The sequence below is a fragment of the Mesorhizobium sp. M6A.T.Ce.TU.016.01.1.1 genome (assembly GCF_003997065.1).
GTDB classification, from domain to species: Bacteria; Pseudomonadota; Alphaproteobacteria; order Rhizobiales; family Rhizobiaceae; genus Mesorhizobium; species Mesorhizobium mediterraneum.
This window is the reverse complement of sequence record NZ_RZTJ01000002.1, coordinates 11,923-37,586: the sequence shown is the minus strand read 5'-3', so window position 1 is coordinate 37,586 and position 25,664 is coordinate 11,923. Positions and strand designations below refer to the sequence as shown.

24 protein-coding genes and 1 pseudogene are annotated in these 25,664 nt (G+C 62.9%); 5 read left to right on the top strand and 20 right to left on the bottom strand.

Going from position 1 to position 25,664, the window contains the following annotated elements; all coding sequences use genetic code 11:
- Positions 1 to 12 precede the first annotated feature (12 nt).
- The 4 genes from EOC94_RS03585 to EOC94_RS03570 form a co-directional block, all read right to left on the bottom strand.
- On the bottom strand, positions 13 to 519 hold the full coding sequence (locus EOC94_RS03585) for an RES domain-containing protein (protein WP_127288620.1): 507 nt from the start codon (positions 517 to 519) through the stop codon (positions 13 to 15).
- On the bottom strand, positions 512 to 880 hold the full coding sequence (locus EOC94_RS03580; RefSeq protein WP_126103242.1) for an antitoxin Xre/MbcA/ParS toxin-binding domain-containing protein: 369 nt from the start codon (positions 878 to 880) through the stop codon (positions 512 to 514). Before EOC94_RS03580 ends, EOC94_RS03585 begins: the two co-directional genes overlap by 8 nt.
- A gap of 97 nt (positions 881 to 977) precedes the next feature.
- Positions 978 to 2,219, bottom strand: a complete 1,242-nt coding sequence (locus EOC94_RS03575; protein ID WP_127288619.1) for a class I SAM-dependent RNA methyltransferase — start codon at positions 2,217 to 2,219, stop codon at positions 978 to 980.
- Positions 2,216 to 3,010, bottom strand: coding sequence for a TlyA family RNA methyltransferase (locus tag EOC94_RS03570; protein ID WP_127288618.1), 795 nt, complete (start codon positions 3,008 to 3,010; stop codon positions 2,216 to 2,218). The genes EOC94_RS03575 and EOC94_RS03570 overlap by 4 nt, the downstream gene beginning before the upstream one ends.
- A gap of 170 nt (positions 3,011 to 3,180) precedes the next feature.
- On the opposite strand from EOC94_RS03570, the pseudogene EOC94_RS03565 reads away from it, so the two are divergent.
- Positions 3,181 to 3,581, top strand: a pseudogene (locus EOC94_RS03565) (GFA family protein).
- Between the two features lie 138 nt (positions 3,582 to 3,719).
- Here the strand turns inward: EOC94_RS03565 and dxs are convergent.
- From dxs to EOC94_RS03535, 6 genes are all read right to left on the bottom strand, one after another.
- On the bottom strand, positions 3,720 to 5,633 hold the full coding sequence (dxs, locus tag EOC94_RS03560; protein ID WP_127288617.1) for a 1-deoxy-D-xylulose-5-phosphate synthase: 1,914 nt from the start codon (positions 5,631 to 5,633) through the stop codon (positions 3,720 to 3,722).
- A 133-nt stretch (positions 5,634 to 5,766) separates the two neighbouring features.
- Entirely contained in the window at positions 5,767 to 6,687 is a 921-nt protein-coding gene (locus EOC94_RS03555) for a pirin family protein (RefSeq protein ID WP_126103246.1), read from the bottom strand.
- A 9-nt stretch (positions 6,688 to 6,696) separates the two neighbouring features.
- Complete coding sequence (locus EOC94_RS03550) at positions 6,697 to 6,963, bottom strand: DUF2277 domain-containing protein (RefSeq protein WP_023716908.1); 267 nt, start codon at positions 6,961 to 6,963, stop codon at positions 6,697 to 6,699.
- 110 nt (positions 6,964 to 7,073) lie between these two features.
- A complete protein-coding gene (locus EOC94_RS03545; RefSeq protein WP_095486188.1) occupies positions 7,074 to 7,325 on the bottom strand; it encodes an exodeoxyribonuclease VII small subunit in 252 nt (83 codons plus the stop codon).
- A gap of 3 nt (positions 7,326 to 7,328) precedes the next feature.
- Positions 7,329 to 8,255 (bottom strand): histone deacetylase family protein, encoded by a 927-nt coding sequence (locus tag EOC94_RS03540; protein ID WP_127206533.1) that lies wholly within the window; start codon positions 8,253 to 8,255, stop codon positions 7,329 to 7,331.
- Between the two features lie 131 nt (positions 8,256 to 8,386).
- Positions 8,387 to 9,034: a TetR/AcrR family transcriptional regulator gene (locus tag EOC94_RS03535; RefSeq protein ID WP_126103249.1), complete on the bottom strand. Its 648-nt coding sequence runs from the start codon at positions 9,032 to 9,034 to the stop codon at positions 8,387 to 8,389.
- Between the two features lie 119 nt (positions 9,035 to 9,153).
- On the opposite strand from EOC94_RS03535, the gene EOC94_RS03530 reads away from it, so the two are divergent.
- The gene (locus EOC94_RS03530; RefSeq protein ID WP_095486191.1) at positions 9,154 to 10,377 is read left to right on the top strand and encodes an MFS transporter; all 1,224 of its coding nucleotides are present in this window, start codon (positions 9,154 to 9,156) and stop codon (positions 10,375 to 10,377) included.
- A 102-nt stretch (positions 10,378 to 10,479) separates the two neighbouring features.
- On the opposite strand, the gene EOC94_RS03525 is transcribed toward EOC94_RS03530, so the two are convergent.
- The 6 genes from EOC94_RS03525 to aroC form a co-directional block, all read right to left on the bottom strand.
- Positions 10,480 to 11,697, bottom strand: coding sequence for a carboxymuconolactone decarboxylase family protein (locus tag EOC94_RS03525; protein ID WP_127288616.1), 1,218 nt, complete (start codon positions 11,695 to 11,697; stop codon positions 10,480 to 10,482).
- A 149-nt stretch (positions 11,698 to 11,846) separates the two neighbouring features.
- Entirely contained in the window at positions 11,847 to 14,042 is a 2,196-nt protein-coding gene (gene paoC, locus EOC94_RS03520; protein ID WP_127288615.1) for an aldehyde oxidoreductase molybdenum-binding subunit PaoC, read from the bottom strand.
- A gap of 3 nt (positions 14,043 to 14,045) precedes the next feature.
- A complete protein-coding gene (locus tag EOC94_RS03515; RefSeq protein ID WP_127288614.1) occupies positions 14,046 to 14,993 on the bottom strand; it encodes a xanthine dehydrogenase family protein subunit M in 948 nt (315 codons plus the stop codon).
- A complete protein-coding gene (gene paoA / locus EOC94_RS03510; RefSeq protein ID WP_127288613.1) occupies positions 14,990 to 15,643 on the bottom strand; it encodes an aldehyde dehydrogenase iron-sulfur subunit PaoA in 654 nt (217 codons plus the stop codon). The genes EOC94_RS03515 and paoA overlap by 4 nt, the downstream gene beginning before the upstream one ends.
- Positions 15,644 to 16,244: 601 nt before the next feature.
- On the bottom strand, positions 16,245 to 17,345 hold the full coding sequence (gene ribB, locus EOC94_RS03505; protein ID WP_127288612.1) for a 3,4-dihydroxy-2-butanone-4-phosphate synthase: 1,101 nt from the start codon (positions 17,343 to 17,345) through the stop codon (positions 16,245 to 16,247).
- A 107-nt stretch (positions 17,346 to 17,452) separates the two neighbouring features.
- The gene (gene aroC, locus EOC94_RS03500) at positions 17,453 to 18,562 is read right to left on the bottom strand and encodes a chorismate synthase (protein WP_127288611.1); all 1,110 of its coding nucleotides are present in this window, start codon (positions 18,560 to 18,562) and stop codon (positions 17,453 to 17,455) included.
- A 282-nt stretch (positions 18,563 to 18,844) separates the two neighbouring features.
- Between aroC and EOC94_RS03495 the strand changes: the two genes are divergently transcribed.
- On the top strand, positions 18,845 to 19,108 hold the full coding sequence (locus EOC94_RS03495; RefSeq protein ID WP_095486233.1) for a DUF1344 domain-containing protein: 264 nt from the start codon (positions 18,845 to 18,847) through the stop codon (positions 19,106 to 19,108).
- 385 nt (positions 19,109 to 19,493) lie between these two features.
- Entirely contained in the window at positions 19,494 to 20,483 is a 990-nt protein-coding gene (locus EOC94_RS03490) for an MBL fold metallo-hydrolase (protein ID WP_126103256.1), read from the top strand.
- Between the two features lie 37 nt (positions 20,484 to 20,520).
- Here EOC94_RS03490 and EOC94_RS03485 read toward each other — a convergent pair whose 3' ends face one another.
- Both EOC94_RS03485 and EOC94_RS03480 read right to left on the bottom strand, forming a co-directional pair.
- Positions 20,521 to 21,441 carry a LysR family transcriptional regulator gene (locus EOC94_RS03485; protein WP_245465483.1) on the bottom strand — a complete coding sequence of 307 codons (921 nt, stop codon included), beginning with the start codon at positions 21,439 to 21,441 and terminating at the stop codon, positions 20,521 to 20,523.
- Positions 21,442 to 21,745: 304 nt separating this feature from the next.
- The gene (locus tag EOC94_RS03480; protein ID WP_245465482.1) at positions 21,746 to 22,846 is read right to left on the bottom strand and encodes a helix-turn-helix transcriptional regulator; all 1,101 of its coding nucleotides are present in this window, start codon (positions 22,844 to 22,846) and stop codon (positions 21,746 to 21,748) included.
- Positions 22,847 to 23,057: 211 nt separating this feature from the next.
- On the opposite strand from EOC94_RS03480, the gene EOC94_RS03475 reads away from it, so the two are divergent.
- Entirely contained in the window at positions 23,058 to 23,972 is a 915-nt protein-coding gene (locus tag EOC94_RS03475; RefSeq protein WP_185928142.1) for a DUF1194 domain-containing protein, read from the top strand.
- 206 nt (positions 23,973 to 24,178) lie between these two features.
- Here the strand turns inward: EOC94_RS03475 and EOC94_RS03470 are convergent, their stop codons facing one another.
- Together EOC94_RS03470 and fabI are read right to left on the bottom strand one after the other, a co-directional pair.
- Positions 24,179 to 24,766, bottom strand: coding sequence for a histidine phosphatase family protein (locus tag EOC94_RS03470; RefSeq protein WP_127288608.1), 588 nt, complete (start codon positions 24,764 to 24,766; stop codon positions 24,179 to 24,181).
- Between the two features lie 45 nt (positions 24,767 to 24,811).
- Positions 24,812 to 25,630, bottom strand: coding sequence for an enoyl-ACP reductase FabI (gene fabI, locus EOC94_RS03465; RefSeq protein WP_095486201.1), 819 nt, complete (start codon positions 25,628 to 25,630; stop codon positions 24,812 to 24,814).
- Positions 25,631 to 25,664: the final 34 nt, after the last annotated feature.

The window sequence follows — 25,664 nt, the reverse complement described above, 5'->3', positions numbered from 1 at the left end:
TCGAAACTCCCGTTATAGCCATGACGCCGGTGTTTTAGGTAGGCGATGATCGGGGTCGACGACACCGAGACGCGGGGCGTCCTCCTCGTTCCAGCGCCAGAGCGCAACACATGTGCCGCCGGGCGACATGAAGGATGGATAGATCACGCCATGTAGTCCATCGGCAAGCAAGCGACCTCTTAGCCTGTGCGTCTCTGGCACAAGGTCTCGATCCAGCATGTCGCGCCACTCACACCGATGAATGTCCGTAGTTGCCCCGAGTTCGGTCAGCGTATCGGCGTCGGTCAGGTCGGCCAGCCGCGCGCCTGAAAGCTCGAGTTGGGCGATCAACGCCGGATGCTGGACGAAGCCCTGATTGTATTCGGCCCAGGCAGTGGACAATTCCCGCGCCGCATAGATCGCCGGGGCGCCCACAGGATTCCAGCGGCCGCCAAAGCGGGCAGCACCCTCACCGGAAAGCGGCAGATGCGCCCAGCGGGGCACGAAGGCACGCCATAGGCTCAGCCTGGTTTCAGGCATAGATGCCGGAGCGGACTGCCTCCAGATAGGCAAGCACCTTATCCGTCTTGCCTTCCCGAACCAGATCGTAGGCGGTCTTTCCCGCCCAGCCGGGGATCGGCTGATGCTTGAACCAGATCGCCGCACGCTGCTCATTGCCGGCCATTTCGCCCGCCATCGCCAGAATGCGAACGACGGGACTAAGTGCAGCGTCGACCTTGCGCGCGCCGGCCTTGGCGGCAAGCGTGTTGCGCGCGACACCGATCAGGCCGGCCAGTTCCGTCAGGTTGACGCCGAGCAGTTCGGCGACCCGCCTTGCAGAGAGAAACGGCGTGCGCTCCTCGCCGAAGCGCGATGCTGGAATGTCGAGGGCTACTGCCATGGCGATTTCCTACCGCATTTTGACAACACCTCATCAAAATATGCTCAATCAACGCGCAATTCAAGCTCAACGGATGCCAACCTGCATTCCTGCCAGCCTACCGCCTTCGCCTCGGCTTCTCCAGCAGCGCCACAGCCTCGACATGCGGCGACCAGAGGAACTGGTCGATCGGCGTCACGCTTTTCAGCGCATAGCCGCCGTCGATGAGGATGCGCAGGTCGCGCGCCAGCGTCACCGGATTGCAGGAAACCGCGGCGACCAGCGGCACGTCCGAACGGGCGATCTGCTTCGACTGGTCCTCGGCACCGGCGCGTGGCGGATCGAAGACAAGGCCGTCGAAGGCATTCAGCTCCTTGAAAGTGAGCGGCCGGCGGAACAGATCGCGGCGTTCGCTGGTCACCCGCTTCAGACCGCTGGCGAAACGGAACGCCCTATCGAGCGCCGAAAGCGCTGCCGCATCGCCCTCCACCGCATGGACTTCCGACTTCGCGGCCAGGCGTAGCGCAAAGCTGCCGCAGCCGGCGAAGAGATCGGCGACCTTTTTGGCGCGCGCGAGGTGCCGGCCGACAATATCCGCCATCGCCTGCTCGGCGGCCTCGGTGGCCTGCAGGAAGGCGCCCGGCGGCACCGCGACAGCGATGCTGCCGAACGTGACAACCGGCTTTTTGGGCTCGATGATGATCTCGCCATCGATCGAGAGCCTGGCCAGCCCCTGAGTGATGACGAAGTTGGAGGCGACGCGGCGTTGGTTCTCACCAAGCTTGCCGGACTCGTGAACCGCGACATCGAGGCCGGAACCGGTCACCGTGACCGTCATGCGGAACGATTTCGTCGTTGCGCAAATCAATTCGGCGAGTGCTTTCAGACGGTCGAGCTTTGCGACGATCTCAGGCAGCGAGATCGGGCATTCCTCGATGGAAATGATTTCCGACGACAGCGCACGAACGAAGCCGAGCTGCATGCCGGCCTCACTCCGTCGGGCGGTGAACACGACGCGCCGACGCGTCTGCGGCGCGCACGGCAGTAGCGCGTCAACGTCGCAAACAATGCCCTTGCTGTTCAGCGCATGCGCAACCTTGTCGTGCTTCCACCGATGATAGGCTTCGGCCTCGAGATGCTGGATGGCGCAGCCGCCGCATTCGGTGAAATGTCGGCAGGCGGGATCGATACGAAGCGGCGACGCTTCCAGCACCGCCATCAGCGTGGCGCGATCCTTTTCGCGCGCGGCGGTGACGGCTTCACCGGGCAACGTGAACGGAATGAAAAGCTCGCCGGTTTCGGTCTCGGCGATACCGTCGCCCTGGGAGCCCAGTCTTGTGATCGTGAAGGGCGCGTTCATCGGCCGCCGATCCCGCCGTTCTTCACTCCGGCGTCCTTGATCCCGGCGAGCAGAAATTCGCGATTGCCGTCGCCGCCCTCGATCGGCGACAGATGCAGTCCCAGCGAGCGCCAGCCGGGGACGCCGTCGAGCCAATCCTGAAGCAGACCGGCAACCCGCGCCGCATCGTATGGGTCTTTCAGCAAGCCGCCCTTGCCGATCGCCTCGCGGCCCGCCTCGAATTGCGGCTTGACCAGAAATATTGCTCTGGCGCCGCTCCTGGCAATGGCGAGCGCCGGCGGCAGCGCCAGTTTCAACGAGATGAAGCTGACATCGGAGACGATGAAATCCGGAATGCGATCGGCAAGATCGGCGACTGAGAGATCGCGGGCGTTCATTCCCTCGATCACCGTCACGCGCGGGTCACCAGCGATATCCGGATGTATCTGGCCATGCCCGACATCGATCGACGTGACATGCGCCGCGCCGCGTTCGAGCAGCACTTGAGTAAAACCGCCGGTCGAGGCGCCGACGTCGAGCGCTTCGCTGCCGGCGGGATCGAGACCGAAATGGTCGAGCCCGGCGATCAGCTTCAGCGCCGCGCGCGAAACATAGCCTTGCGCCGGATCATCGACGGCGATGAGGCAATCAGCCAAGACGGTCTGGCCGGGCTTGCGGGCAATGACGCCGTCGACCGTCACCGTACCGCGCTCGATCGCGTCGCGGGCGCGAGAGCGGCTGGGGAACAGGCCGCGAGCGACGAGCAGTTCGTCGAGCCGCTGGCGTGTGCTGGCTGGCAAAGGGAAGTTCATCGGCCTTCATGGCGAAAGCCGACGATGATGGCAAGGATATTGGGGGGACAACGAACATCTTCGGAAAGCAGCGAACGTATCAAGCTGCCAGAGCTTGTTGAATATCGCACCGCGTCCGGCACAATGTCAGGGACGATATACGTTTTGCTGCCGAACGCGAAGGAGGGCGAATGCTGACCGGAACCTGCCATTGTGGCGCGGCCCACTGGACGTTGGAGGGCGATCCCGGCTCGATCACAGCCTGCAATTGCACGCTTTGCCGCCGCTATGGCGCGCTGTGGGCTTACGATTTTGTTGACGAACGCATCCGCCTTGCGGGACCGACAAGGTCTTACACGCGCGCCGGAAAGGATGCCCCGTCGCTCGAGATTCTGTTCTGTCCGACATGCGCCTGTGTTCTGGCCTGGCGTGGTTTGCGCTCTAGCGCCACCGGTCGCACTCGAATCGCCGTCAATGTGAGGCTTGCGCCGCCTGAAGCAGTCGCCGACCTGCAATCGACCATTTCGATGGTCTCTACAAATTCGAGGATCTGCCGAGCGATGGTCGATGCGTGCGCGATATGTGGTTCTAGCTTCTAGAAGATTGGCCGCGAGACCCGGTGTTCGACCGACGGTGCCAAGAGACACGATAAGCAAACGCCAAATCGCAGCTTAAACAGTCGGTTACGGCCGCCTGTCGGCAAACTGAGTCAAGCCTTTGAGATTTTGATTCAGGCGCTTTGCGCGCTGGCGGTATGTCCCAGCGCCACGAAGACGGTGCGCACGATGCCGGCAGCATCCAACCCAGCATCGGCATACATCTTTTCAGGCTTGGCGTGATCTGTGAATGCGTCCGGCAACACAAGCGGGCGTACCTTCAGGCCGTTTTCTAGCAGCCCTTCATGGGCCAGGAATTGCAGCACGTGGCTGGCAAAACCGCCGACCGCACCCTCTTCCACCGTTACCAGCACCTCATGCGAGCGGGCCAGCCGCCGGATCAGGTCTTCGTCGAGCGGCTTGGCGAAACGAGCATCGGCGACCGTGGTGGAAAGCCCTGCCGCGCCGAGCTCCTCGGCCGCAGCCAGGCAATCCTGCAGCCGCGTGCCAAAGGAAAGCAGCGCCACCTTGGTGCCCTCTCGGACGATACGGCCCTTGCCGATTTCGAGAACCGAGCCACGTTCGGGCATGTCGACGCCGACGCCGTTGCCGCGCGGGTAGCGGAAGGCAATGGGGCCGTCATCATAGCTTGCCGCCGTGCGCACCATGTGGCGCAGTTCCGCCTCGTCCGCGGCGGCCATGACGACGAAACCGGGCAGCGTTGCCAGAAAGGTTGTGTCGAAGGCGCCGCAATGAGTCGCGCCGTCGGCACCGACGAAGCCGGCACGATCGATCGGAAAGCGCACAGGCAGTTTCTGGATCGCAACGTCGTGAACGACCTGGTCGTAAGCGCGCTGCAAGAAGGTCGAATAGATCGCAGCGAAAGGCTTGAAGCCTTCCGTGGCAAGGCCGGCGGCAAAGGTCACCGCATGTTGCTCGGCGATGCCGACGTCGAAGGTCCTCGCCGGGAACGCCTCGCCGAACAGGTCAAGACCGGTGCCGCTCGGCATGGCGGCGGTGATGGCGACGATGCGGTCGTCCTCTCGGGCCTCCTGGATCAGGCTTTCGGCAAAGACCTTCGTGTAGCTCGGCGCGTTGGCCGGCGCCTTGGCCTGCGCGCCGGTGATGACGTCGAACTTGTTGACGCCGTGATATTTGTCGGCCGCCGCCTCGGCCGGTGCATAGCCCTTGCCCTTCTGGGTCACGACGTGGATCAGCACCGGGCCGTCGGCATTGTCGCGGACGTTCTTCAGCACCGGGATCAGGTGCTCGAGATTGTGACCGTCGATCGGGCCGATGTGGTAGAAACCCATTTCCTCGAACAGCGTGCCGCCGGTGACGTAGCCGCGTGCATGCTCGACCGCCCGCTTGATGGCGCGATCGGCGCGCTCGCCCAGATAGGAAGTCAGCTTCTTGCCGAAATCGCGCAAGCCGAGATAGGCCTTGCCGGATGCAAGGCGGGCCAGATAGGCGCTCATCGCGCCGGTCGGCGGAGCAATCGACATGTCGTTGTCGTTGAGGATGACGATCAGACGGGCATCGAGCGCGCCGGCATTGTTCATCGCCTCGTAGGCCATGCCGGCCGACATGGCGCCGTCGCCGATGACGGCGATGACGTTGTTGCGGCCATCAACGAGATCGCGTGCCATTGCCATGCCGAGGCCGGCGGAAATGGAGGTCGAGGAGTGGGCGGCGCCGAACGGATCGTATTCGCTCTCGGCGCGCTGGGTGAAACCGGACAGGCCGCCCTCTTGCCGCAGCGTGCGGATACGGTCGCGGCGGCCGGTCAGTATCTTGTGCGGATAGGCCTGGTGACCGACATCCCAGATCAGCCGGTCGTCGGGCGTGTTGAAGACATAATGCAATGCGACCGTCAGTTCGACCACGCCAAGGCCAGCACCGAGATGTCCGCCGGTGTGGGACACAGCGTCGATCAACTCGGTGCGAAGCTCCGATGCCAACTGCGGCAGATCACCTTCGTCGAGCGTCCTGAGGTCGGCCGGGATGCGGACCTTGTCGAGAAGCGGCGTATGGAGCTTTGCGTTCACTGGTGGTAGGGCCTGCTTTTTATTCATCTGCGAAATAGGCTGCTGGCCGGCGAATGTAAATGCGTGTGAGTGACGCGGCGTAGATTCAAAGTGTTAGGGTTTCCTTTGCGTGTCCAAAAGGGCGCGCGGCGCTCTAATTGTCCGGCAGCGGAATGAACTCTTCTTCATCCCCAGGAACGATATCGAAGCGGCCTGTCTTCCACTCTTCTTTCGCCTGCTCGATGCGTTCCTTCGAAGATGACACGAAATTCCACCAGATGTAGCGCTTGGAGCCGAGCGAGGCACCGCCGAACAGCATAAAATGCGCTCCACCCTCCGAGGACACGACGATCTCGTCGCCGGGCCGGAATACCAGCAGCCGCTCCGCTGGAAAGCGGTCGCCGGTGATCGAAACCTCGCCTTCCAACGTATAGATGGCGCGCTCCTCGGCATCGGCAGGGATTTTCACACTGGCGCCAGGCGCCAGGCTGAGGTCAGCATAGAGCGTGTCCGAAGCGGTCGCGACCGGAGACCGCAACCCGGAAAAGGCACCGATGACGACACGCCCGCTGACGCCTTCGGCGTCGATCTCGGGAAGACGCATGGCCGCCGTATTCTCGAAGATTGGATCGACCTCTTCCTTATCGTCGGGCAGCGCCAGCCATGTCTGCAGGCCGGACACCGACATCGGTGCGCCGCGCAGCTCCTGTGGCGTGCGCTCGGAATGGACGATACCGCGGCCGGCGGTCATCAAATTCACGTCGCCGGGCTGGATTACCATTTCGGTGCCGAGCGAATCGCGGTGCCGGATCTTGCCGTCGAATAGGTAAGTGACCGTCGACAGGCCGATATGCGGATGCGGACGGACATCGAGCGCCTGGCCGGCCCGCAAGATGGCCGGGCCCATGCGGTCGAAGAAGATGAACGGCCCAACCAGCCGCCGCTTCGCGGTCGGCAAAGCGCGGCGAACCTGGAAGCCGCCGATGTCCTTGGCGTTCGGAATGACCATCAATTCGATCTGGTCGCTGGCGAAGGCATCGCCAGCCTGCGGGTCATTTCCAGGGAAGAAACTCATGCGGTCTCCTCAGGCGAAGCGGAGTGCAGATTTGGCTTTCGCCTTGGCCGCCACCTCTTCGCGATTGCGCGGATGCTGCGTCGTCTCGAGGCTGTCGAGCAATTCGCGCGCTGACGCCGCTATTGCCTCGACGGCGTGGTCGAACGCATGCTGGTTCTGCTTCGATGGCCGCGTCGTTCCGCTCAGCTTGCGGACAAACTGAAGTGCGGCATCGCGGACCTCGTCATTGGTTGCCGGCGGATCGAAATTGAACAGGGTCTTGATGTTTCTGCACATCTTTCGCAATCTCCTCTCGTCCTGGAGCCATTTCAATCGGGATGAGTTTTGTCCCCAATCATCATCATGTCCAAAGCCGGTAAGGCGAACTCTTCCTTCAGGGCCGTGCCTTACTCCGCGTCCAGCGGCTCTGTCCCCACCGGCTTGCCGTCGCGCGAAAGCCTGATCTTCTCGACCTTGTCCTCGGCCGCCTTGAGCAGCCGATCGCAATGGACCTTCAGCGCCTCGCCGCGCTCATAGATGCGGATCGACTGGTCGAGCGGCACGTCGCCGCGCTCCAGATCATCGACGATTTTCTCCAGCGCGTCGAGCGCCTGCTCGAAGCTCATCGCCCTGACGTCTTCGTTGGTCTCACCAGCCATCGTCTATCCTTTCATCAGTCGCCCGACATGGGCGGCGACCGAAAATGCCAATCCCTGCAGATCGTAGCCGCCCTCAAGCAGGCTGACGAGCCGGTTGTCGCTGTAGCGACCGGCACGCTGCATCAACTGGCCGGTCGCCCAGTCGAAGTCGTCCTCGGTCAGGTTGATCTCGGCCAGCGGATCGCGGTGGTGCGCGTCGAAGCCGGCGGAAATTACGATGAGGTCGGGCGCGAAATTATCGAGCGCCGGCAAGATGCGCGACAGGAAAGCGTCGCGGAAAACCTCGCTGCCGGTTTGCGGCGCCAGCGGCGCGTTGACGATGTTGCCGGCGCCGGTTTCGCTCACGGCCCCGGTCCCTGGGTAAAGCGGCATCTGGTGCGTCGAGCAATAAAGCACCGACGGATCGTCCCAGAAAATGTCCTGCGTGCCGTTGCCGTGGTGCACGTCCCAGTCGACGATTGCGACGCGCTCGGCCTGGTGCTGCCTTTGCGCGTAGCGCGCCGCGATCGCCGCGGTGTTGAACAGGCAGAAGCCCATGGACGTCGTCTTTTCGGCGTGGTGGCCGGGCGGCCGGGCGGCGACAAAGACATTGGCGGCGTTGCCCCGAAAGACATCGTCGACGGCCGCGTTGGCGGCACCGATCGCCGTCACAGCCGCCTGCCAACTTTTCGGGCTGGCGGTGGTGTCGGCGTCGACGCGGGCGATACCGGTATCCGGTATCGCTGCGCGGACCCGATCGACGAATTCCTGCGGATGTGCGTAGAGGATGGTGGCCTCGTCGCCTTCCGGCGCCTCGGCACGGTCAAGGGCCGCAAAGGCCTCGTCGTCGAGCACGCGTTCGATGGCGCGCAGCCGGTCGGGCCGCTCCGGATGACCGGGCGGCGTTATGTGCTCGAGAAAGATCGGGTGGGTATAAAGCCTTGTGACCATGCCCCGATATAGGCGCGCCCGGCGGCTTTGACCATGTTTTGGAGCCACCAAAGGCAGACGTTCAACAGGGTTTAGATGTTGGGCCCCGGTTGGGTCCAGCGCAAGCCGTCCTATATGCCCCGACCTCTCCCTTAGGGACGGCCCTCTTCTCCAATCTCAGCCATCACTTGCGGACGGCCAGTCCTGCGGCCCTGTTTGAGCAGCCCCTCCAAAAGCACGTTGAATGCCTTCACCGCCTTTTTCGACGTCGCTTCGGGATCCTCCGAATTTGCGATCCACTGCGCCGCATGCAGCGAGGCGCCGCTGACCAGCCTTGCCGCGGCTTCGGGATCGACGGCAACGATGGTTCCCTCGTCCCTCAGCTTTTGAAGGTTCTCGCTCATCGAGCGGATGCATTCGTTCTGGCTCGGCCATTGCGAAGGATCGCCGAGCACCGCCGGTCCATCGCGAAGGACAATACGCTGGATCTCCGGCTCCAGCGCCATCTCGATATAGGCGGTGCATTCGTCGACAAAGCCCTGCCAGAGAGTGTCCGCCCTGGCCGAAACGATCTTCAGCCGGGCCAACATTTCCGCGTCGATCTCGGCGATGACCGCCTGGAGAAGGCCCTTCTTGTCGCCGAAGTGGTGATAAAGCGCGCCACGCGTCAGCCCGGCCGATGCGGTGAAGTCGTCCATCGAGGCCTCGGCATAGCCGACAGTGCCAAAGGCATGGCGCGCCGCAGCGACCAGTTTGGCGCGGGTCTCCGCGATCATCTCCTTGCGTGGTTTGTGCGCCATTCGCCCATTCCTTCACATACGTCTCGTATATTAATTGACATACGTCTCGTATGCTATTATCTGATTTGCATACGCCACGTATATAAGTGGCCCGGCCTCAAAAATCCAGGAGTATTCACATGCCCAATCCCTATCGCGAAATCTTCAAGGCAAGGGGAGCCAAGGGCTTCGCCGCAGCCGGCTTCGTTGCCCGGATGCCGATGGCCATGGCTCCGATCGGGATCGTCGCGATGCTGTCGCAGACACATGGCGAGTACTGGCTGGCCGGCGCCGTCTCCGCGACATATGCGCTGGCCAATGCTTTCGCCGCGCCGCAGATATCGCGGCTGGTGGACCGCCTCGGCCAAGCGCGGATTGTGGTGCCCACCACCGTCATTTCCGTGCTCGCTTTCGTGGTGCTGATTGCGGCGGCCAATCAGGACTGGCCGATATGGACGCTATTCGTGTCGGCGCTGCTGGCCGCTGCAATGCCCAGCATCCCGGCAATGGTGCGCGCGCGTTGGACAGAGCTCTTCCGGGATCGCCCCGAGATGAACACCGCGTTTGCGTTCGAGTCGGCGGCCGACGAGCTGGTCTACATCGCCGGGGCATCGCTATCAGTGGGCCTGAGCGTCGCTCTTTTCCCAGAAGCGGGAATGTTGGCGAGCACATTGTTCCTCGCCTTCGGCTCGACAGCCTTCATCCTGCAGCGCTCGACCGAGCCGCGAGTGCGACCGATCGACCAGGGCTCGAGCGGCTCGGCAATCCGCCTGCGGCCGGTCCAAATCATCACCTTGGCCCTGATCTTCATCGGCGCGACCTTCGCAACCACGGAGGTGAGCACAGTGGCGATCACCAAGGAGCTTGGCCAGCCAGGCGCTGCCAGCCTCGTCATCGGCGTCTACGCGCTCGGATCGTTCGTCGTCGGCATCATCATCGGCGCCATGAACCTGAAAACACCGCTGCAAATTCAACTTGCCATCGCGGTCGCCATCATCGCGCTCACCACGCTGCCGCTGCTCGTGGCCGACACGGTGCCTCTTCTGGCACTGGCCGTCTTCGTTAGCGGCGTGGCGATCTCGCCGACCTTCATCACGGCATTCGGCCTGATCGAGCGGCGCGTGCCGGAGGCAATGCTGACCGAGGGCATCACCTGGGTCATGACCGGCATAGGCATCGGCATGGCGCTTGGCTCCTTCGCCGCCGGATGGGTGGTGGACGCCTTCGGCGCACAGAGCGGGTTCCTGGTATCGGTGGCGGCGGGCACAATCGCGCTGGTCATCGTGCTCGCCGGCCAGCGCAGCCTTGCCACGGCGGATTGCGAAACCTCCGCATGCGACGCAGCCGCGGTTCCTGCCGAATAGTCTCTATGCGTCCGGTCCCGAGCGGGGCCGGACGTCCTCCTCTCGAAGGCGTCTACGGCCGCCCGCCTCTGGTGCGACGGCCTGAGGGGCCGACACGGCAAATCAGCCGCGGCACTGATCGGCGGCTTCGGGGCCGCGGGCATACTGGTCGTCCCTCACCTGCTCCATCCAGGTGACGGCACTGCCATTGAGGGACTCCGCCACGGCCACGTGGGTCATGGAGGCTCCCTTCGAGGCGCCATGCCAGTGACGAACATTTGGCGGAATATTCACCACATCCCCAGGCCTCACCTCCTCGATCGGCCCGCCTTCGCTTTGTACCCAGCCACAGCCTGCGGTGACGATCAGCGTCTGGCCAAGCGGATGCGTGTGCCAGGCCGTACGCGCACCCGGCTCGAAGCTCACCGTCGCCCCGCCGACTCGCGCCGGGTCCTCGGCTTGAAACCGCGACTCGACCCGCACGGAGCCGGTGAAGTTTTCAGGTGATCCCGTGGCGGCGGCCTCTGGGTCGTGTTTCTGCAGAGAAAGCGCGTCGGCACCGGCGTCCCCTGGCGCAGCAGCTTTGCGAGCCCCGAAGACCCCGCGCAGGACCGGCACCGCCGACATCGCATTGGGCCAGCCGGCATAATAGGCCAGATGCGTCGGAACCTCCGCTACCTCGGTTCGTGTCAGGCCGTTGTCCATGCCTCGACTTAGATGGAAAGGCAGTTGCTCGGCTTTGCCCGTTGCGATGAGACCGGCGATGGTGACAAGGCTGCGGTCACGCGCCGAGAGTTGCGGCCGTCGCCAGAGATCGCCGAAGAGCACCTGGTTGGTATATTCCGCGAGCCCCGGAACGACCGGGCCGGTCGATGTATCCACGCTCGCCGCCCTTGCCGCCTCGGAAGCTGGATCGAGTTCCAGTGGCTGCCCCGCCTCGGCCGCAACCGGCTCGATGCCGCGCTTATCGAAGACCTCCTTTGTCGCGTTGACGGCGGAAATGGCGTTCGGCCAGCCGGAGTAGAAGGCGAGATGGGTGATGATCTCACCGATCTCGCTTGGGGTCACGCCGTTATCGAGCGCCCGACCGACATGCCCACCCACCTGCGCAATGCGCCCCGACGCAATCAGGGCCGAGACGGTGATGATGCTGCGATCACGAGGCTTGAGCTCGTCGCGCAGCCAGACATCGCCGAACAGCAGCTCGTCCGTGTACTCTCCAAGACCAGGCGCCACGACATACACGTCCGGCGGCGCGATCCGGCCTGCGGGCCGCTCCTGCGCCTCGCCGACGGAGGTGGCGAGCGACGAGATCACCAGGGAAGCCGCGAGTTTCTTCATGAGGAATTCTCCATTCCAGATAGAGACTTGTCATTCGAAGACGGGCGCTTGGGGCGACCGCTCGTAGTCGGTGGCGCTTGGCAGCGCCCAGCGAAAGTGAGGCATTGCGAGGAACAGAAGCTCGCGAGGCGTGGCCGCGGGGAGGACAGTCATATCTCGGGCAAACCCGAAAGCAGCTTGTCGAGTGTGACCGGATAGTCGCGCACGCGCACGCCGCTAGCGTTGTAGACCGCGTTGGCGATGGCCGCGCCGACCCCGCAGAGGCCGAGCTCGCCGACGCCCTTGGCCTTCATCGGCGACGAAATCGGATCAGTCTCGTCGAGAAAGATCACCTCCTGGCGCGGGATGTCGGCATGGACCGGCACCTCATAGCCGGCGAGATCATGGTTGACGAAGAAGCCGTGGCGCTTGTCGACTGCAAGCTCCTCCATCAGCGCCGCGCCGACGCCCATGGTCATGGCGCCGATGACCTGGCTGCGCGCCGATTTGGGATTGAGGATACGACCGGCCGCACAGACCGCTAGCATCCGCCTCACGCGGATCTCCCCGGTTGCGGCGTCGACACCGACTTCAACGAAGTGAGCAGCAAAGGTCGATTGCTGGTATTGTTTGGCGAGGTTGCCATATTCTATCGCGTCCTCGGCGACGAGGCCTGCTTCACCTGCGGCCTCGGCGAGCGAAGCGCTGCGACTGCCCAAGCGGACATTGCCATCCTCAAAGAGGGCCTCGGCAGAGTTGAATCCAAGCTTTTGCGTCACCGCCTCGCGTAGCTTGATGCACGCGGCGTAAACGCCTGATGTCGAGTTGTTGGCGCCCCATTGTCCACCTGAGCCGGCCGAAACCGGGAAGCTCGAGTCGCCAAGCCGCACCACCACCTTGTCGAGCGGCACGCCCATCATCTCCGCCGCCGTCTGGGCGATGATCGTGTAGCTGCCGGTGCCGATGTCGGTCATGTCGGTCTCGACCGTGACGACGCCACGATGATCGAGCCGGACGCTCGCGGCAGACGTCGTCAAGAGGTTGTTGCGAAAACCCGCGGCGACACCCACACCAATCAGCCAGCGCCCCTCGCGGACCCGGCCGGTCTTGACGTTGCGCGTCTTCCAGCCGAAGCGGTCGGCGCCGATGCGCAGGCACTCGACCAATTGGCGCTGCGAGAACCGGCGATCCGGGTTCTCAGGATCGACCTGGGTGTCGTTGAGGATGCGGAATTCGACCGGATCGATGTCGAGCTTTTCCGCCATCTCGTCCATCGCGATCTCCAGCGCCATCAAGCCCGGCGCTTCGCCTGGCGCACGCATCGCATTGCCTTCGGGCAGATCGAGCACAGCAAGCCGTGTGGCGGTCATGCGATTGGCGCCGGCATAGAGCAGGCGGGTCTGCTGGACTGCATTTTCTGGGCCGCCGCCGGGCAGGTCGCCAGACCAGCTTTCATGGCCGATCGCGGTGATCTTGCCATCCCGGGTCGCGCCGATACGGATGCGCTGGATCGTTGCCGGCCGGTGCGTGGTGTTGTTGAACATGAAAGGTCGCGCAAGCGCCACCTTAACCGGCCGCCGGGCGGCGCGTGCGCCAAGAGCTGCAAGCACCGCATCGGATCGCACGAACAGCTTGCCGCCAAAGCCACCGCCGATGAACGGCGAGATAAGGCGAATATTCTCCTTGGGGATGCCCAGCGTCTTGGCCATGTCCCCCGTGCTCCAGGCGATCATCTGGTTCGAGGTCCAAAGCGTGAGCTTATCCCCGTCCCAGGCGGCGATCGAGGCATGCGGCTCCATCATCGCGTGCCCTTGATCGGGCGTCGTGTAGGTCGCATCAAGCTCGACCGGCGCACTGGCAAAGGCGCTGGCGAAGTCGCCGACCGCGGTATCAGGCGTGGCCCCATCCGGCACGACCGCGGAACCCTTGGCGCTCTCGAGGTCGAACGCGCCCTGGGCTCGGATATAGTCGACGCGGACCAGCTGTGCCGCGGCGCGCGCCTGTTCGAACGTCTCGGCGACGACGAGCGCGATCGCCTGATGATAATGCTGGATGTCGGGACCGCCGAGCAGCTTGGCTGTGTTCCAGTCACCTTTGCCGAGTTTGCCGGCGTTTTCAGCCGTGACGATGGCCAGCACGCCTGGCGCGGCCCTGGCTTTGGTCAAATCGATCGAGGCGATCCGGCCCTTGGCGATGGCCGAGCCGACCACGTAGCCATAGGCCTGGTTGGGTACGACATCGTGCCACTCATAGGCATAGGGCGCAGTGCCTGTGGTCTTGAGCGGACCGTCGATCCGATCGGTAGGCTTGCCGACGATCTTGAGTTGATCGATCGGATTGGTCGTGGCGGGGGTATCGAATCTCATCGGTCAGGTCCTTGCTTCCGCCAGAACCGCGGCGAGCGTGCGCTCGACCAGCGGCAGCTTGAATGCATTCTCTTGCGTCGGCTTGGCGTCGGCCAGCAGCTGCTCCGCTACGGCCTTGGCGCCGCGCGGCAACTCGGCCTCGGCCGCCTCGACACGCCACGGCTTGTGCGCCACGCCGCCGAGAGCGATGTGCCCGGTGCCGTCGCGCTGCACGATTGCACCGACCGAGACCAGCGCGAAGGCATAGGAAGCCCGGTCGCGCACCTTGTGATAGATATGCGTTCCGCCCACCGGTCTGGGCAGCGTGACTGCGGTGATCAGCTCGCCAGGTATGAGTGCGTTCTCGACATGCGGCGTGTCGCCGGGCAGCCGGTGGAATTCGGCGATGGGTATGCTCCGCGCCGTGCCGTCGGGGCGCACCGTCTCCACTGTTGCGTCGAGCGCCCGCATCGCCACGGCCATGTCGCTCGGATGGGTTGCGATGCACATCTCGCTTGCGCCGATCACGGCATGCTGACGGCTGAACCCGCCGATCGCGGCACAGCCGCTGCCGGGCTGGCGTTTGTTGCATGGCTGGTTGGTGTCGTAGAAATAGGGGCAGCGCGTGCGCTGCAGCAGGTTGCCCGCGGTGGTCGCCTTGTTGCGCAGCTGGCCCGAGGCACCGGCGAGCAGCGCGCGAGAGAGCAGGCCATAGTCGCGTCGCACGCGCTCATCCGCGGCGAGATCGGTGTTGCGCACCAGGGCGCCGATGCGCAACCCGCCCTCTGGCGTGGTCTCGATCCTATCGAGCGCGAGATCGTTGACGTCGATCAGGTGCGTCGGCGTTTCGATTTCGAGCTTCATCAGATCGAGCAGGTTGGTGCCGCCGGCAATGAACTTGGCGCCTTCGGCACGCGCTGCGGCAGCTGCTTCCGCAGGAGAACTCGCGCGCTCATAGGTGAAGGATCTCATGCCGGCCTCCCGGCGACCTCGGCGATTGCTGCGACGATGTTGGAATAGGCGCCGCAACGGCAGATGTTGCCGCTCATCCGCTCGCGCAGTTCGGCGACTGTGGCTTGCGGCGTTGCGGTCAAATCACCGCTCACGTGGCTCGGGATGCCCGCCCTGATCTCGTCCAGCACCGCCACGGCGGAGCAGATTTGCCCGGGCGTGCAATAGCCACACTGGTAACCGTCATGCTTCACGAAGGCAGCCTGCATCGCGTTCAGGTTCTGAGGCGCGCCGAGCCCTTCGATGGTGGTGATGGTATCGCCTTCGTGCATCACGGCGAGCGTCAGGCATGAATTGATCCGTTGGCCGTCGACCATCACCGTGCAAGCGCCGCACTGGCCGTGATCGCAGCCCTTCTTGGTGCCGGTGAGATGCAGGTGCTCGCGCAACGCATCGAGCAGCGTGGTCCGCGTGTCGAGATCCAGTTCGCGGGCCTCGCCATTCACAGTGATCGCTACTTTCGACATGGCAGGTTCGCCGACGGCGGAAGGCATATCACCAGTGCCAGCTTGAGCGTTCGCCCCGGATGGCGCCGCGGTCATTACCGCGGAGGCGGCTCCTGCCATCAACAGATCCCGTCTGGTGATACTAAAGTCTGCGGAGGTCGTCATGTCGCTTTTGATCCTCTTCTCTGTCAGAGCGAGCACATCAATGGCCGCTGAAGGCGTGCCGATTTTTCGGCAACGTCCTGTTGGTCGTGGCGATCGGGGACCGAGCTTGTCCCAACAGGAAGATAGTTTGAGCAGCGCTCGCGATTAGTGGCTCAATTCCGCATGCTCTTATGCGTGAGCGTCATGAATGCTGGCGCGCGGCTTATCATTCATCTGGCGGAAGTGGCCGTCAGGCAGACGCGTAGAAAGGCGCGGCGTATCCGCGGGCCTGTCAAAGCCGGCAGCGCCGCTCACTGCGTCCAGATCATTGCGCAAATCGGAACTTCATGAATACGACATGAGGAGCTTGCCGGCCTGAGTGGTTTTCTGGCAGGTGCGGAGGAGCGCAGCTCTTCACGCGCGCTGCGGCGAAGCTCGGGACGTCGCAATTTACCCCTGAGCCACACGGCGCTGAGGCCGGCAAGCAGAGGCCAACAGGGGAATGCGGGACGCGCCGCCTCTAGAGCAATTCCAGGAAAAGTGTGAAACGGTTTTCCGTCCGGAATTGCGCAAAAACAAAGAGATAGAGCGGTTCGGCGTTTCCGGGAAACGATGAAGCGCTCTAGAGAATTTCGGTGTTGGCGATATGGATGCCGAAGCCTTCGAGGCCGACGTAGTGGCGCTCGCGCGAGGCGATCAGGTTGATCGAGGAAATACCCAGATCCTTCAAGATTTGCGCGCCGAGGCCGATCTCGCGCCATTCGTTTTCGCGGCGGCGCGCCTCTTCATGGTCCTCGCGGTCTTCGGCAGCCGGCCGCTTGCGCTCCTGATGGGCGACGCCGACCGAGCCTTCGCGCAGATAGACGATAACGCCGCGCCGGCGCTCGCCCATCGATTTCATGATGCCGTCAAGCCTGTGGCTGGTGCCGAAAACATCCGTCACCACGTCTTCGGAATGCAGCCGCACCGGCACCTCCTCGCCGTCGCGGATGTCGCCGAAGACGATCGCCACATGGTGCATCGAATCCCACGGCAGCGTGTAGGTGAAGACCTGCGCCTTGCCGCCAGGCGTGTCGATGTCCGAACAGGCGACACGCTCGACCAGCGTTTCCTTGCGCTGGCGGTAGGCGATGAGGTCGGCGACCGAAATCTGCTTCAAACCGTTCTTTTCGGCGAAGGCCTGCACCTGCGGGCCGCGCATCACTGTGCCGTCATCATTGACCAGCTCGGAAATGACGCCGACCGGCGGCAGGCCGGCGAGCTTGCACAGGTCGACCGCGGCTTCGGTATGGCCCGAACGCATCAGCACGCCGCCTTCGCGCGCGATCAGCGGAAAGATGTGGCCGGGGCGGACGAAATCGGAGGCGCCGACATTGCCGTTGGCAAGGTTGCGCACGGTCAATGTACGGTCGTCGGCCGAAATGCCTGTTGTGGTGCCGTGCTTGAAATCGACGCTTACGGTGAAGGCGGTGGTGTGGGCCGAATCATTGTCGGCGACCATCGGCGACAGGTTGAGGCGCTTGGCTTCCTCGCGCGGCATCGGCGTGCAGACGATGCCGGACGTGTTGCGGACGATGAACGCCATCTTTTCCGGCGTGCAATGGACGGCGGCAACGATCAGGTCGCCCTCGTTCTCGCGCCCGTCGTCGTCCATGACGACGACGATCTCGCCGCGTTCGAAGGCGCGCAGAGCTTCGACGATTTTCTTCTGGTCGTAAGGCATGGGCGCTCGTTTCACTCGCAGGGGAGTAGGGGAATAGGGCAGTAAGGGAGTAGGGAAAAGGAAAAAATTGGTGTCGCGGGAGCTGCGTAACATACTCCCCTACTGCCTTACTCCCCTATTCCCCTCCCCGTTTGTCCCCGATGACGCAGATAGTGATCCGCGATCGCGCAGGCAACCATCGCCTCGCCGATCGGCACGGCGCGGATGCCGACGCACGGATCGTGCCGGCCCTTGGTCATGATCTCGACGTCGTTGCCATCCTTGTCGATCGACTTTCGCGGGGTCAGGATCGAGGAGGTTGGCTTGACGGCAAAGCGCGCGACGATTGCCTGGCCGGTCGAGATGCCGCCGAGGATGCCGCCGGCATTGTTGGACAGGAAGACGGGCTTGCCGTCATTGCCCATGCGCATCTCGTCGGCATTCTCTTCGCCGGTGATGCGGGCGGCCTCGAAGCCGTTGCCGATCTCGACACCTTTGACGGCGTTGATCGACATCAGGCCCGAGGCGATATCCTGGTCGAGCTTGGCGTAGATCGGCGCCCCGAGGCCTGCCGGAACGCCGTCGGCGACGATCTCGATGACCGCGCCGACCGAGGAACCCGCCTTGCGGATGCCGTCGAGATACGCGGCGAACACGGCGACTGACGCCGGATCGGGCGTGAAGAACGGATTTTCGGCATCGCCGACGAAATTCCAGTTCCAGTTGGCGCGGTCAATCGATTTTTCGCCCATCGACACCAGCGCGCCGCGCACGACCATGCCGGGCACGACCTTGCGGGCCAAGGCTCCGGCCGCCACCCGCGCCGCCGTCTCGCGGGCCGAAGAGCGGCCGCCACCGCGATGATCGCGCAGGCCATATTTGGTGTCGTAGGTGTAATCAGCATGGCCCGGCCGGTACTGGCGGGCAATCTCGCCATAGTCCTTAGAGCGCTGGTCGACATTCTCGATCATCATCGACACCGGCGTGCCGGTGGTGATCATGGTCTCGCCGTCCTCATCCAGGATGAAGCCGGACAGGATCTTGACCTCGTCGGGTTCGCGACGCTGCGTCACAAAACGCGATTGACCCGGGCGACGCTTGTCGAGTTCGGCCTGGACCTCTGCGCGTGTGAAGCGGATGCCGGGCGGACAGCCGTCGACCACGCAGCCGAGCGCTGCGCCATGGCTTTCGCCCCAGGTGGTGACGCGGAAAAGATGGCCAAACGTATTGTGAGACATGAAAACCAGCCCTGCCGGCGTCGGAGCCGCCTTGCGCATGACCCTGAAAATCGGAGCGACTTTCGGAAAGGATCCTGCGCAAAATCAAAAGTGCCACAGCGTCCTTTGCGAGCCCAAGAGGACGCGCGGCGCTGTAGTCTGCCTTCTATTGGCGTTTTCAGCAGTGGTCAAACTGTGATCCAGCGGATTTAGTTTTGACACATTCGGTTGGTTTCTGGTCAGCTCCATCTGCCCGTTGAACACTCGCCGCCACCGTGCCGGCGCAATGATAAGAGGATGATGATGCGTATCCTGATCGGCGCCGTTGCCGCCACATTGCTGATTTCGACCGCCGCCTTCGCCGGCCAAACCGAAGGCCTGATCAAAGAGGTCGACAAGGACACGTTGACGCTGACACTCGACGACGGCAAATCCTACAAGCTGAATGCCGAAACCGATCTTGAGGCGCTAAAACCCGGCATGGATATCGTGATCGCCTATGACGAGACAAACGGCGAGAACATCATCACCGACATGCAATTGCCGGACAGCGATTCAACCGAATAGAATCTTTCCGGCTGCCCCATCCCCAAAGGCGCGGATGAAGTCCTGGCTAAACCCGCCTTTGTTTCGCCTTCCCTTGTTTGAAGTTCAACCACCGGCGCACCGCACTGCGGTGTAGCTGTCGAGTGGACGATACGCCTTGCCGTTGCTCCTACTGAGAAGTAGTTCGCCCAACCGAGCAGCGTCCGGTTCAACTTGCCCACCATTCTCGCTTCAGTGATCGTGCGCCGGCAGAAGGCATCCACGCGACCAATCTCCCCAGTGCTTCCGCTTCGAGAGGTATAAGGCTCGTCGATAGGTCCGATCCAGCTATCGAATTTCAATCCGAAGCGCACAACCCGTAACCAAGGTCCACCGACAACCACAACTGACCAGGACCTCAACAATCATGACCTTCCGTATCCTTCTCGCCTCGACCGCAATAAGCTTGCTGCTCGGCACGGCGGTGCCGGCTTTGTCCGAAAGCGCGGCCCCTAGCGCCACTGCCGCTTACTCGCAAACCACTGACACTTACGCGTTTCCGCTGGGCGAGCTCGGCATCATTGCTTTGTCTGACGGCACCGTTCGGCAAGACCTGCACGCTCTCCTGACAGGGACGTCACCTGCGGAGGTCGACGAGCACCTCAACCACGCGTTCCTGTCCAACCCGGTGGAAGCTTCCATCAACGCCTTCCTGATCCGGGACGGCGAGCGGCTCATCCTTGTCGACACCGGTTCGGGGCAACTCTTCGGGCCAGGCAACGGTGGGAAGCTGCGCGACAGCCTCGCCAGTATCGGTGTCATGCCGCAGGACATCACCGACATCCTCATCACTCATATCCACACCGACCATACCGGTGGCCTTGTCGCTGACGGCAAGCCCGTCTTCGCCAATGCAACGGTTCACGTCGGAGCACCCGATCTCACCTTCTTCCTGGACGCTTCGAACTCGGAAAGGACAGGCTACGCCCGCCAGTACTTCGACGAAGCCGAAAAGACGATCGGCGTCTATCAGCGGGCGGGCAAGGTCAGGGCGTTCTCCGACGACGAAACTATCCTGCCGGGAATCGTGGCGACGCTGCATCCCGGTCACACGCCTGGCAGCGCTTTCTTCACGGTGTCAAGCAAGGGGCATTCGATCGCGTTTATCGGCGACGTCATCCACGTCGCGGCCGTGCAGTTTCCCGATCCCGCTGTCACCATCGTATATGACGTGAACCCAGGGGAGGCGGCGGCCGAGCGGCAGAAGACCTTTTCGGCCTTCGCGGACGCTCGCCAACTCGTCGCCGCGCCTCATCTCCCGTTTCCCGGCGTCGGGCACATCCGCGCCGAGGGCGGCGGCTCGTTCACCTGGCACCCGGCTGAGTACCGGAACCGTGAAGAAAGCCAAGGGCAGTAGACTAAGGGCCGAGGCGGCAAGCGATCACCAGGCCCGCTTAGCGGCCTTGGGCCCGCGCCGTCTGAAACACCTGTTCACGTAGCCAGCCATGAGCGGGATCGCCGCTCATGCGCTGATGCCAGAAGGCGGACATCTGAAACTTGGCGAGGGCCAGGGGAGGCTCGAAGAGATCGAGCGACGTGGTGAAGCGCTGCAGGAAACGGCGCGGCAGGGTGCAAATGCAGTCGCTGCCCATCAGCACCAAAGGGGCAAGCGCATAGCTCTGGATAGAGACCGAGACCCGGCGCTCACGTCCGAGGGCGGCCAGCGCCTCGTCGATCATGCCGGCGAAGCTGCCTCCGCTGGTCGAGATCAGGAGGTGGTCAAGCGAGCAGAACTCATCCAGATCGAAGGGCTTGCTACCCCTTGGATGATCCTTGCGCTGTGCCGTGACGAACGCTTCGTCGAACAGTGTCCTTCCGATCAGTCCACCCGCTACGTCCTCGGCCGCGCCGATGAAGAGATCGATGTCACCCTGCTCTAGGTGGGCGGCGATCCGGGCTTTGTCCGGAAGCACAAAAGCGAGGCGGATGTGAGGTGCCTTCGCCTTCAGGAAGGGGATGAGTTCCGGTGCGAGAATGGCGGCTGGATTGTCCGTTGCGGCGATCCGGAAGACGCGGCGGCTGGTGGCGGGGTCGAAGAACTGCGCTACGTTCGCGAACTCGCGCAATCGCTCGATCAGCTTGGCGAGTTCGGGCTGGAGCGCGGCGGCGTGCGGTGTCGGCACCATCCCGCGGCCGGATGATGCCGGGATCAACAGTTGGTCGCCAAACAACTGCCGCAGCCGAAGCAAACGAGCGGAAAGAGCGGGCTGCGTGATGCCGAGCCGAGCTGCGGCATGGGTGACGTTCAGTTCCTTCAGAAGAGCATCGAGGGTTAGGAGCAGCCCCCCGTCGATCTCGAGCATACGTTCGCGCAATTGGGCTCGTCCCTCAGGTTAAAGCAGCATGGACCCACTGCAGAGACTCCTCGTATCGCACTGTTGGCTTACAGGCAAAGTGCTGGCCCTCCTCTGCTTTTGGCCGGTTTGAGAGGTCATTAGCCCCGATAAGCACGCCCGGCTTTGTCCCTGTCGGGATCCCCCAGCATTTGCAGCAATGCCTTGGGTGTGTGACCTTCATATCGTTCTGCTTCAATACTCGGAGCGATCGGCGGCGACCGGCTATCGCTGCCCCGCAGATGATTGACCCGTCCGGCCTTTGGGCACAGGCCCGTGTTTCCGGTCATTCAGTTTGAGCTGTACTCGCTATTCTCGCGAGCAACGCGACCAGTTCCGGCTGGCGATGGGTGTCGGTTTTGGCGAAGACGGCTTTCAGCTGATTCCTGGCGGTTTCGTAGGAGACCCCCAGGTCCTCCGCGACGGCCTTCAACTCTGCGCCCGATGAAATCCGGCGAGCCAGTCGCGCCTCGGCAGGGGTCAGCCCGAAGCAAGTCCGCAAGGCAATCTCCGACGGTTGAGGATAAATGTCCGGATCGACAAAGCAGATAACTATCTGACAGGATGCAAAGGCGTTCGTGGTAATTCTTGGCAGGCGCATGGGGTAGGCTAGCAGAGGTCTGCCTCCGAGGCGGGGCAGCGAGACGGGGTTCGCCATTGCTGGCGGGGTCGGATTTCGCAGCAGCACATGAAATGCGCACTTGAGGGCATCGGTGGCGTTCTTGTCGGCACACGCCAAATGGCGGCCGGTCACCCAAAGGTCTCGACCGAATAGCCTCTCTGCAGGTTCGTTCACCAGGATCACGGCGGCGTTCCGGTCAAGCATCACCGCAGGCGTGCCGCTTGCGCTGAATGCATCCATCGCGCCTTCGGCCCGCGCGAAGCTCAGCATTCTCGCGAACGCGGCCGCGGAACCCAACTGTCTTGAGAAGTCGGCAAAGCTCTGCATCTCTGATGGCGAAAAAGGGCCTTGCTGGATCGACCTCTGGATCGACAGGCACCAGAGGTCATCGCCTGCCGCAACCTTCACACCCGCAAACCACCGCAGACCGAATGGCGCGAGAAATTCCTGATAGTAGGGATGCCTGGCGATTTCCTCGGGCGTCAGGACGTCAAGCTCGCTGACGGCTCCTCTGCGAACCAACAGAGGCAACAGCTTGTATCGGTCGTCCCGGTCGATCCAGCCATCCTTGATGTATGTCTCGAGCGATGGACCCATTCGGCGACTTTTCGGTATGCCGGGGAGATGCCCTTTCGCGTCGAATAGCATTGCGCCAAAGCTTCCAGTGGCGTCCGCAGCCACGTCCATTGCAGCGTCCCAGCGCGTCGGGTCGGCCGCCGCTTCGGCTATGGCATTGCCCACTGCGTCGAGATCGAACGCGCCCATCTCCATCCCGCATCCGAGAAGAAATCGGACCTTATATTAGCTAACTTGAAACTTCCAGTCGTCCGCGGCCGAGGGGCACCTGATACGCAGGACTAGTACCTCGTCTGACCCGGTTGGGGCATGCGCAGAATTTGGATTTCTATAAGAACAGCCTTTGGGAGCCGGGCGAACGTCGCTGGGTCGAAAAGCGTCTTTGGGAATGGGGGGATCGGTGGCTGAAATTGCAACGCACGGCGGACGCACCATCCACATCAATGGCGTCATTGCCCCTAACAACGGAACTCTCCACGCCCCAATGGCGAGCCCCGCAGTCGCACCAAAACACTTGGGCGCATTCGCGCGCACCCTCATCATCTGCACGAGCTTCTTTATCCCAGCTGCATCCGTCCGCGCGCAGAAGGCCGACGCCGCGGTTGACGTGTGCCTCGTCCTGGCCGGCGATATATCGGCCAGCATCGCTGATGGCACAGCCCATATGCAGCGTGAGGGTCACGCCCAGGCGTTGAGCCACCCTGACGTTGTGTCCGCCATAGCCGTGACCCGCACTGGGCGGATCGCTGTTACCTATGTCGAGTGGTCTAGCCATCGTACCGCCCACACCATATTGCCTTGGCGCATCATAGAGAATGCGCGCGGCGCGCGAGAGGCAGCTGACGTTATTCGAGATATGGGCCACCGGCCCGGTCAAGATCGCCTCGGCCACACCAGCCTCAGCTGGGCCATTTCCTACGCCTCTCAGAGCTTGGCCCACTGCCCCGCCACACCCGACCGCACGATTATCGACATCTCAGCGAATGGACCCAATAATGATGGTCCTGCCCCACAGGCCGCGCGGGACCATGCCTTGGCCAAGGGTCACATCATCAATGCGCTTGCCATCCCCGCGCCGGTGTTGCCACCCAAGAACCTAGCCGTCAGCCTCGACCCAGACGAAGGAGCGTGGCAGCACCCAACCGATTATCTCTACAGCCACGTTACCGGCGGTCCCAACAGCTTCGCGACTACAGCTCGCACTTTAGAGGATTATTTTCCTGTTCTCCGCCGCAAGATCGTCACGGAGATTGCCGGTTTGTCGCACAATCGGCTTGAGCACTTGCAGGAAGTCAAGTTTGCCTGGCGGCCTTGATCTGAGACATAGCAGAGCAGGACCGCATCCGCCTTTGCAAAGGCCGTACCAACCGCCGCCGGCGGTTTCCCAAAATGGCAGCATTTGAGACGGCATTCTGGCTTGGCAATGGGCTGCTTCGGGTCAACTTTCCGTCGTCCCCGACTTGGCATCAATGTCCGAGAAGAAGCAGAACCCCGGTCGTTCCGAGTGATTGGATTTCGCCCTTAGAGCCACTCCAGGCGTCGTCCTTCTAGCCTGAGCAAGCGATCCTGCGGCACATCCAGGTTTGCGGCTTCTTTCTCGGGTATTCCCAGCACCATGCGGAACAGGGCCCGCACGACGCCGCCATGGGTCACGCAGACCGTCTGGCGGTCCAGCGCGTCGAACCACGGCTTTATCCGTTCGAGCAGCATTTGATAGCTTTCGGCGCCCTCGCCGGGCGGCAGGAAATTCCATTTGTCGAAGCGCCTCTCCCTGGCCGAGCCCAAATGCCGGGCCTCGAGTTCGGGAAAGGTGAAACCCTGCCAGTCGCCGAAACTCATTTCGACAAGGCGAGGATCGGTGCGGTAAGCTTGCGGATCGAGCTTCATCGCAGCGCGGATGCGCTCCATGGTCTCGCTCGTCCGCCGCATCGGGCTGGCGACAAAGTCGAAATCTCCAGGGTTATGAACGAATTCGCCTAGCCGAAGACCGTTGCGGGTCGCCTGCTCGCGGCCGAGCGCGTTGAGGTCGGTGTCGGCCTGTCCTTGCAGCCGGGCCTCGGCGTTCCACTCCGTCTGGCCGTGGCGCGCGATGTAGATGAGCGGATACATCTGGTCATCCGGAGAGCAGCGGGAAGCGGGAGAGTTCGAGGGGGTCTATTCCTTGACGGTCGAAATATCAGGCGCGTCGACCGCCTTCATTCCAACGACGTGATAGCCGGAATCGACATGGTGGATCTCGCCGGTGACGCCGCGTGAAAGGTTGGACAGAAAATAGACGGCTGAATCGCCAACTTCCTCCTGCGTCACCGTCTGCTTCAGCGGTGAATTGTATTCATTCCACTTCAGTATGTAGCGAAAATCGCCGATGCCGGAGGCGGCGAGCGTCTTGATCGGACCGGCGGAGATGGCGTTGACGCGGATCTTCTTCCCGCCGAGGTCGACCGCCAGATAGCGCACGCTGGCTTCGAGCGCTGCCTTGGCGACACCCATGACGTTGTAGTGCGGCATCACTTTTTCCGCGCCGTAATAGGTCAATGTCAGCAGCGAGCCGCCATCGGTCATCAGCGCCTCGGCGCGCTTGGCGATGGTGGTGAAAGAAAACACCGAAATGTCCATAGTGCGCAGGAAATTGTCACGCGTCGTCTCGACATAGCGGCCCGTCAGCTCGTCCTTATCGGAAAAGGCGATGGCGTGGACGAGGAAATCGAGCTTGCCCCAATGCTTGGCGATGTCGTCGAAGACCGCATCGAGCGTTGCCGGATCGGTGACGTCGCAGTGGCCGGCGACATGGGCGTTGAGTTCCGCCGCCAGCGGCTCGACGCGCTTCTTGAACGCCTCGCCCTGATAGGTCAACGCGATCTCGGCGCCGTGGTCGACGCAGGCCTTGGCTATGCCGAAGGCGATCGACCGATTGTTCGCGACGCCAAGCACAAGCCCGCGCTTGCCGGCCATAATGCCTTGTCCACCCGCCATGTGAGCGCTCTCCGCAATTTCTGCTTTGTGGAGT

What these genes read in the sequence shown, in the direction of transcription:
- EOC94_RS03585 (WP_127288620.1), bottom strand. Translation starts at nt 519, where the DNA reads ATGCCTGAAACCAGGCTGAGCCTATGGCGTGCCTTCGTGCCCCGCTGG.
- EOC94_RS03580 (WP_126103242.1), bottom strand. Translation starts at nt 880, where the DNA reads ATGGCAGTAGCCCTCGACATTCCAGCATCGCGCTTCGGCGAGGAGCGC.
- EOC94_RS03575 (WP_127288619.1), bottom strand. Translation starts at nt 2,219, where the DNA reads ATGAACGCGCCCTTCACGATCACAAGACTGGGCTCCCAGGGCGACGGT.
- EOC94_RS03570 (WP_127288618.1), bottom strand. Translation starts at nt 3,010, where the DNA reads ATGAACTTCCCTTTGCCAGCCAGCACACGCCAGCGGCTCGACGAACTG.
- EOC94_RS03555 (WP_126103246.1), bottom strand. Translation starts at nt 6,687, where the DNA reads ATGAGTTTCTTCCCTGGAAATGACCCGCAGGCTGGCGATGCCTTCGCC.
- EOC94_RS03550 (WP_023716908.1), bottom strand. Translation starts at nt 6,963, where the DNA reads ATGTGCAGAAACATCAAGACCCTGTTCAATTTCGATCCGCCGGCAACC.
- EOC94_RS03545 (WP_095486188.1), bottom strand. Translation starts at nt 7,325, where the DNA reads ATGGCTGGTGAGACCAACGAAGACGTCAGGGCGATGAGCTTCGAGCAG.
- EOC94_RS03540 (WP_127206533.1), bottom strand. Translation starts at nt 8,255, where the DNA reads ATGGTCACAAGGCTTTATACCCACCCGATCTTTCTCGAGCACATAACG.
- EOC94_RS03535 (WP_126103249.1), bottom strand. Translation starts at nt 9,034, where the DNA reads ATGGCGCACAAACCACGCAAGGAGATGATCGCGGAGACCCGCGCCAAA.
- EOC94_RS03530 (WP_095486191.1), top strand. Translation starts at nt 9,154, where the DNA reads ATGCCCAATCCCTATCGCGAAATCTTCAAGGCAAGGGGAGCCAAGGGC.
- EOC94_RS03525 (WP_127288616.1), bottom strand. Translation starts at nt 11,697, where the DNA reads ATGAAGAAACTCGCGGCTTCCCTGGTGATCTCGTCGCTCGCCACCTCC.
- paoC (WP_127288615.1), bottom strand. Translation starts at nt 14,042, where the DNA reads ATGAGATTCGATACCCCCGCCACGACCAATCCGATCGATCAACTCAAG.
- EOC94_RS03515 (WP_127288614.1), bottom strand. Translation starts at nt 14,993, where the DNA reads ATGAGATCCTTCACCTATGAGCGCGCGAGTTCTCCTGCGGAAGCAGCT.
- paoA (WP_127288613.1), bottom strand. Translation starts at nt 15,643, where the DNA reads ATGACGACCTCCGCAGACTTTAGTATCACCAGACGGGATCTGTTGATG.
- ribB (WP_127288612.1), bottom strand. Translation starts at nt 17,345, where the DNA reads ATGCCTTACGACCAGAAGAAAATCGTCGAAGCTCTGCGCGCCTTCGAA.
- aroC (WP_127288611.1), bottom strand. Translation starts at nt 18,562, where the DNA reads ATGTCTCACAATACGTTTGGCCATCTTTTCCGCGTCACCACCTGGGGC.
- EOC94_RS03495 (WP_095486233.1), top strand. Translation starts at nt 18,845, where the DNA reads ATGCGTATCCTGATCGGCGCCGTTGCCGCCACATTGCTGATTTCGACC.
- EOC94_RS03490 (WP_126103256.1), top strand. Translation starts at nt 19,494, where the DNA reads ATGACCTTCCGTATCCTTCTCGCCTCGACCGCAATAAGCTTGCTGCTC.
- EOC94_RS03480 (WP_245465482.1), bottom strand. Translation starts at nt 22,846, where the DNA reads ATGGGCGCGTTCGATCTCGACGCAGTGGGCAATGCCATAGCCGAAGCG.
- EOC94_RS03470 (WP_127288608.1), bottom strand. Translation starts at nt 24,766, where the DNA reads ATGTATCCGCTCATCTACATCGCGCGCCACGGCCAGACGGAGTGGAAC.
- fabI (WP_095486201.1), bottom strand. Translation starts at nt 25,630, where the DNA reads ATGGCGGGTGGACAAGGCATTATGGCCGGCAAGCGCGGGCTTGTGCTT.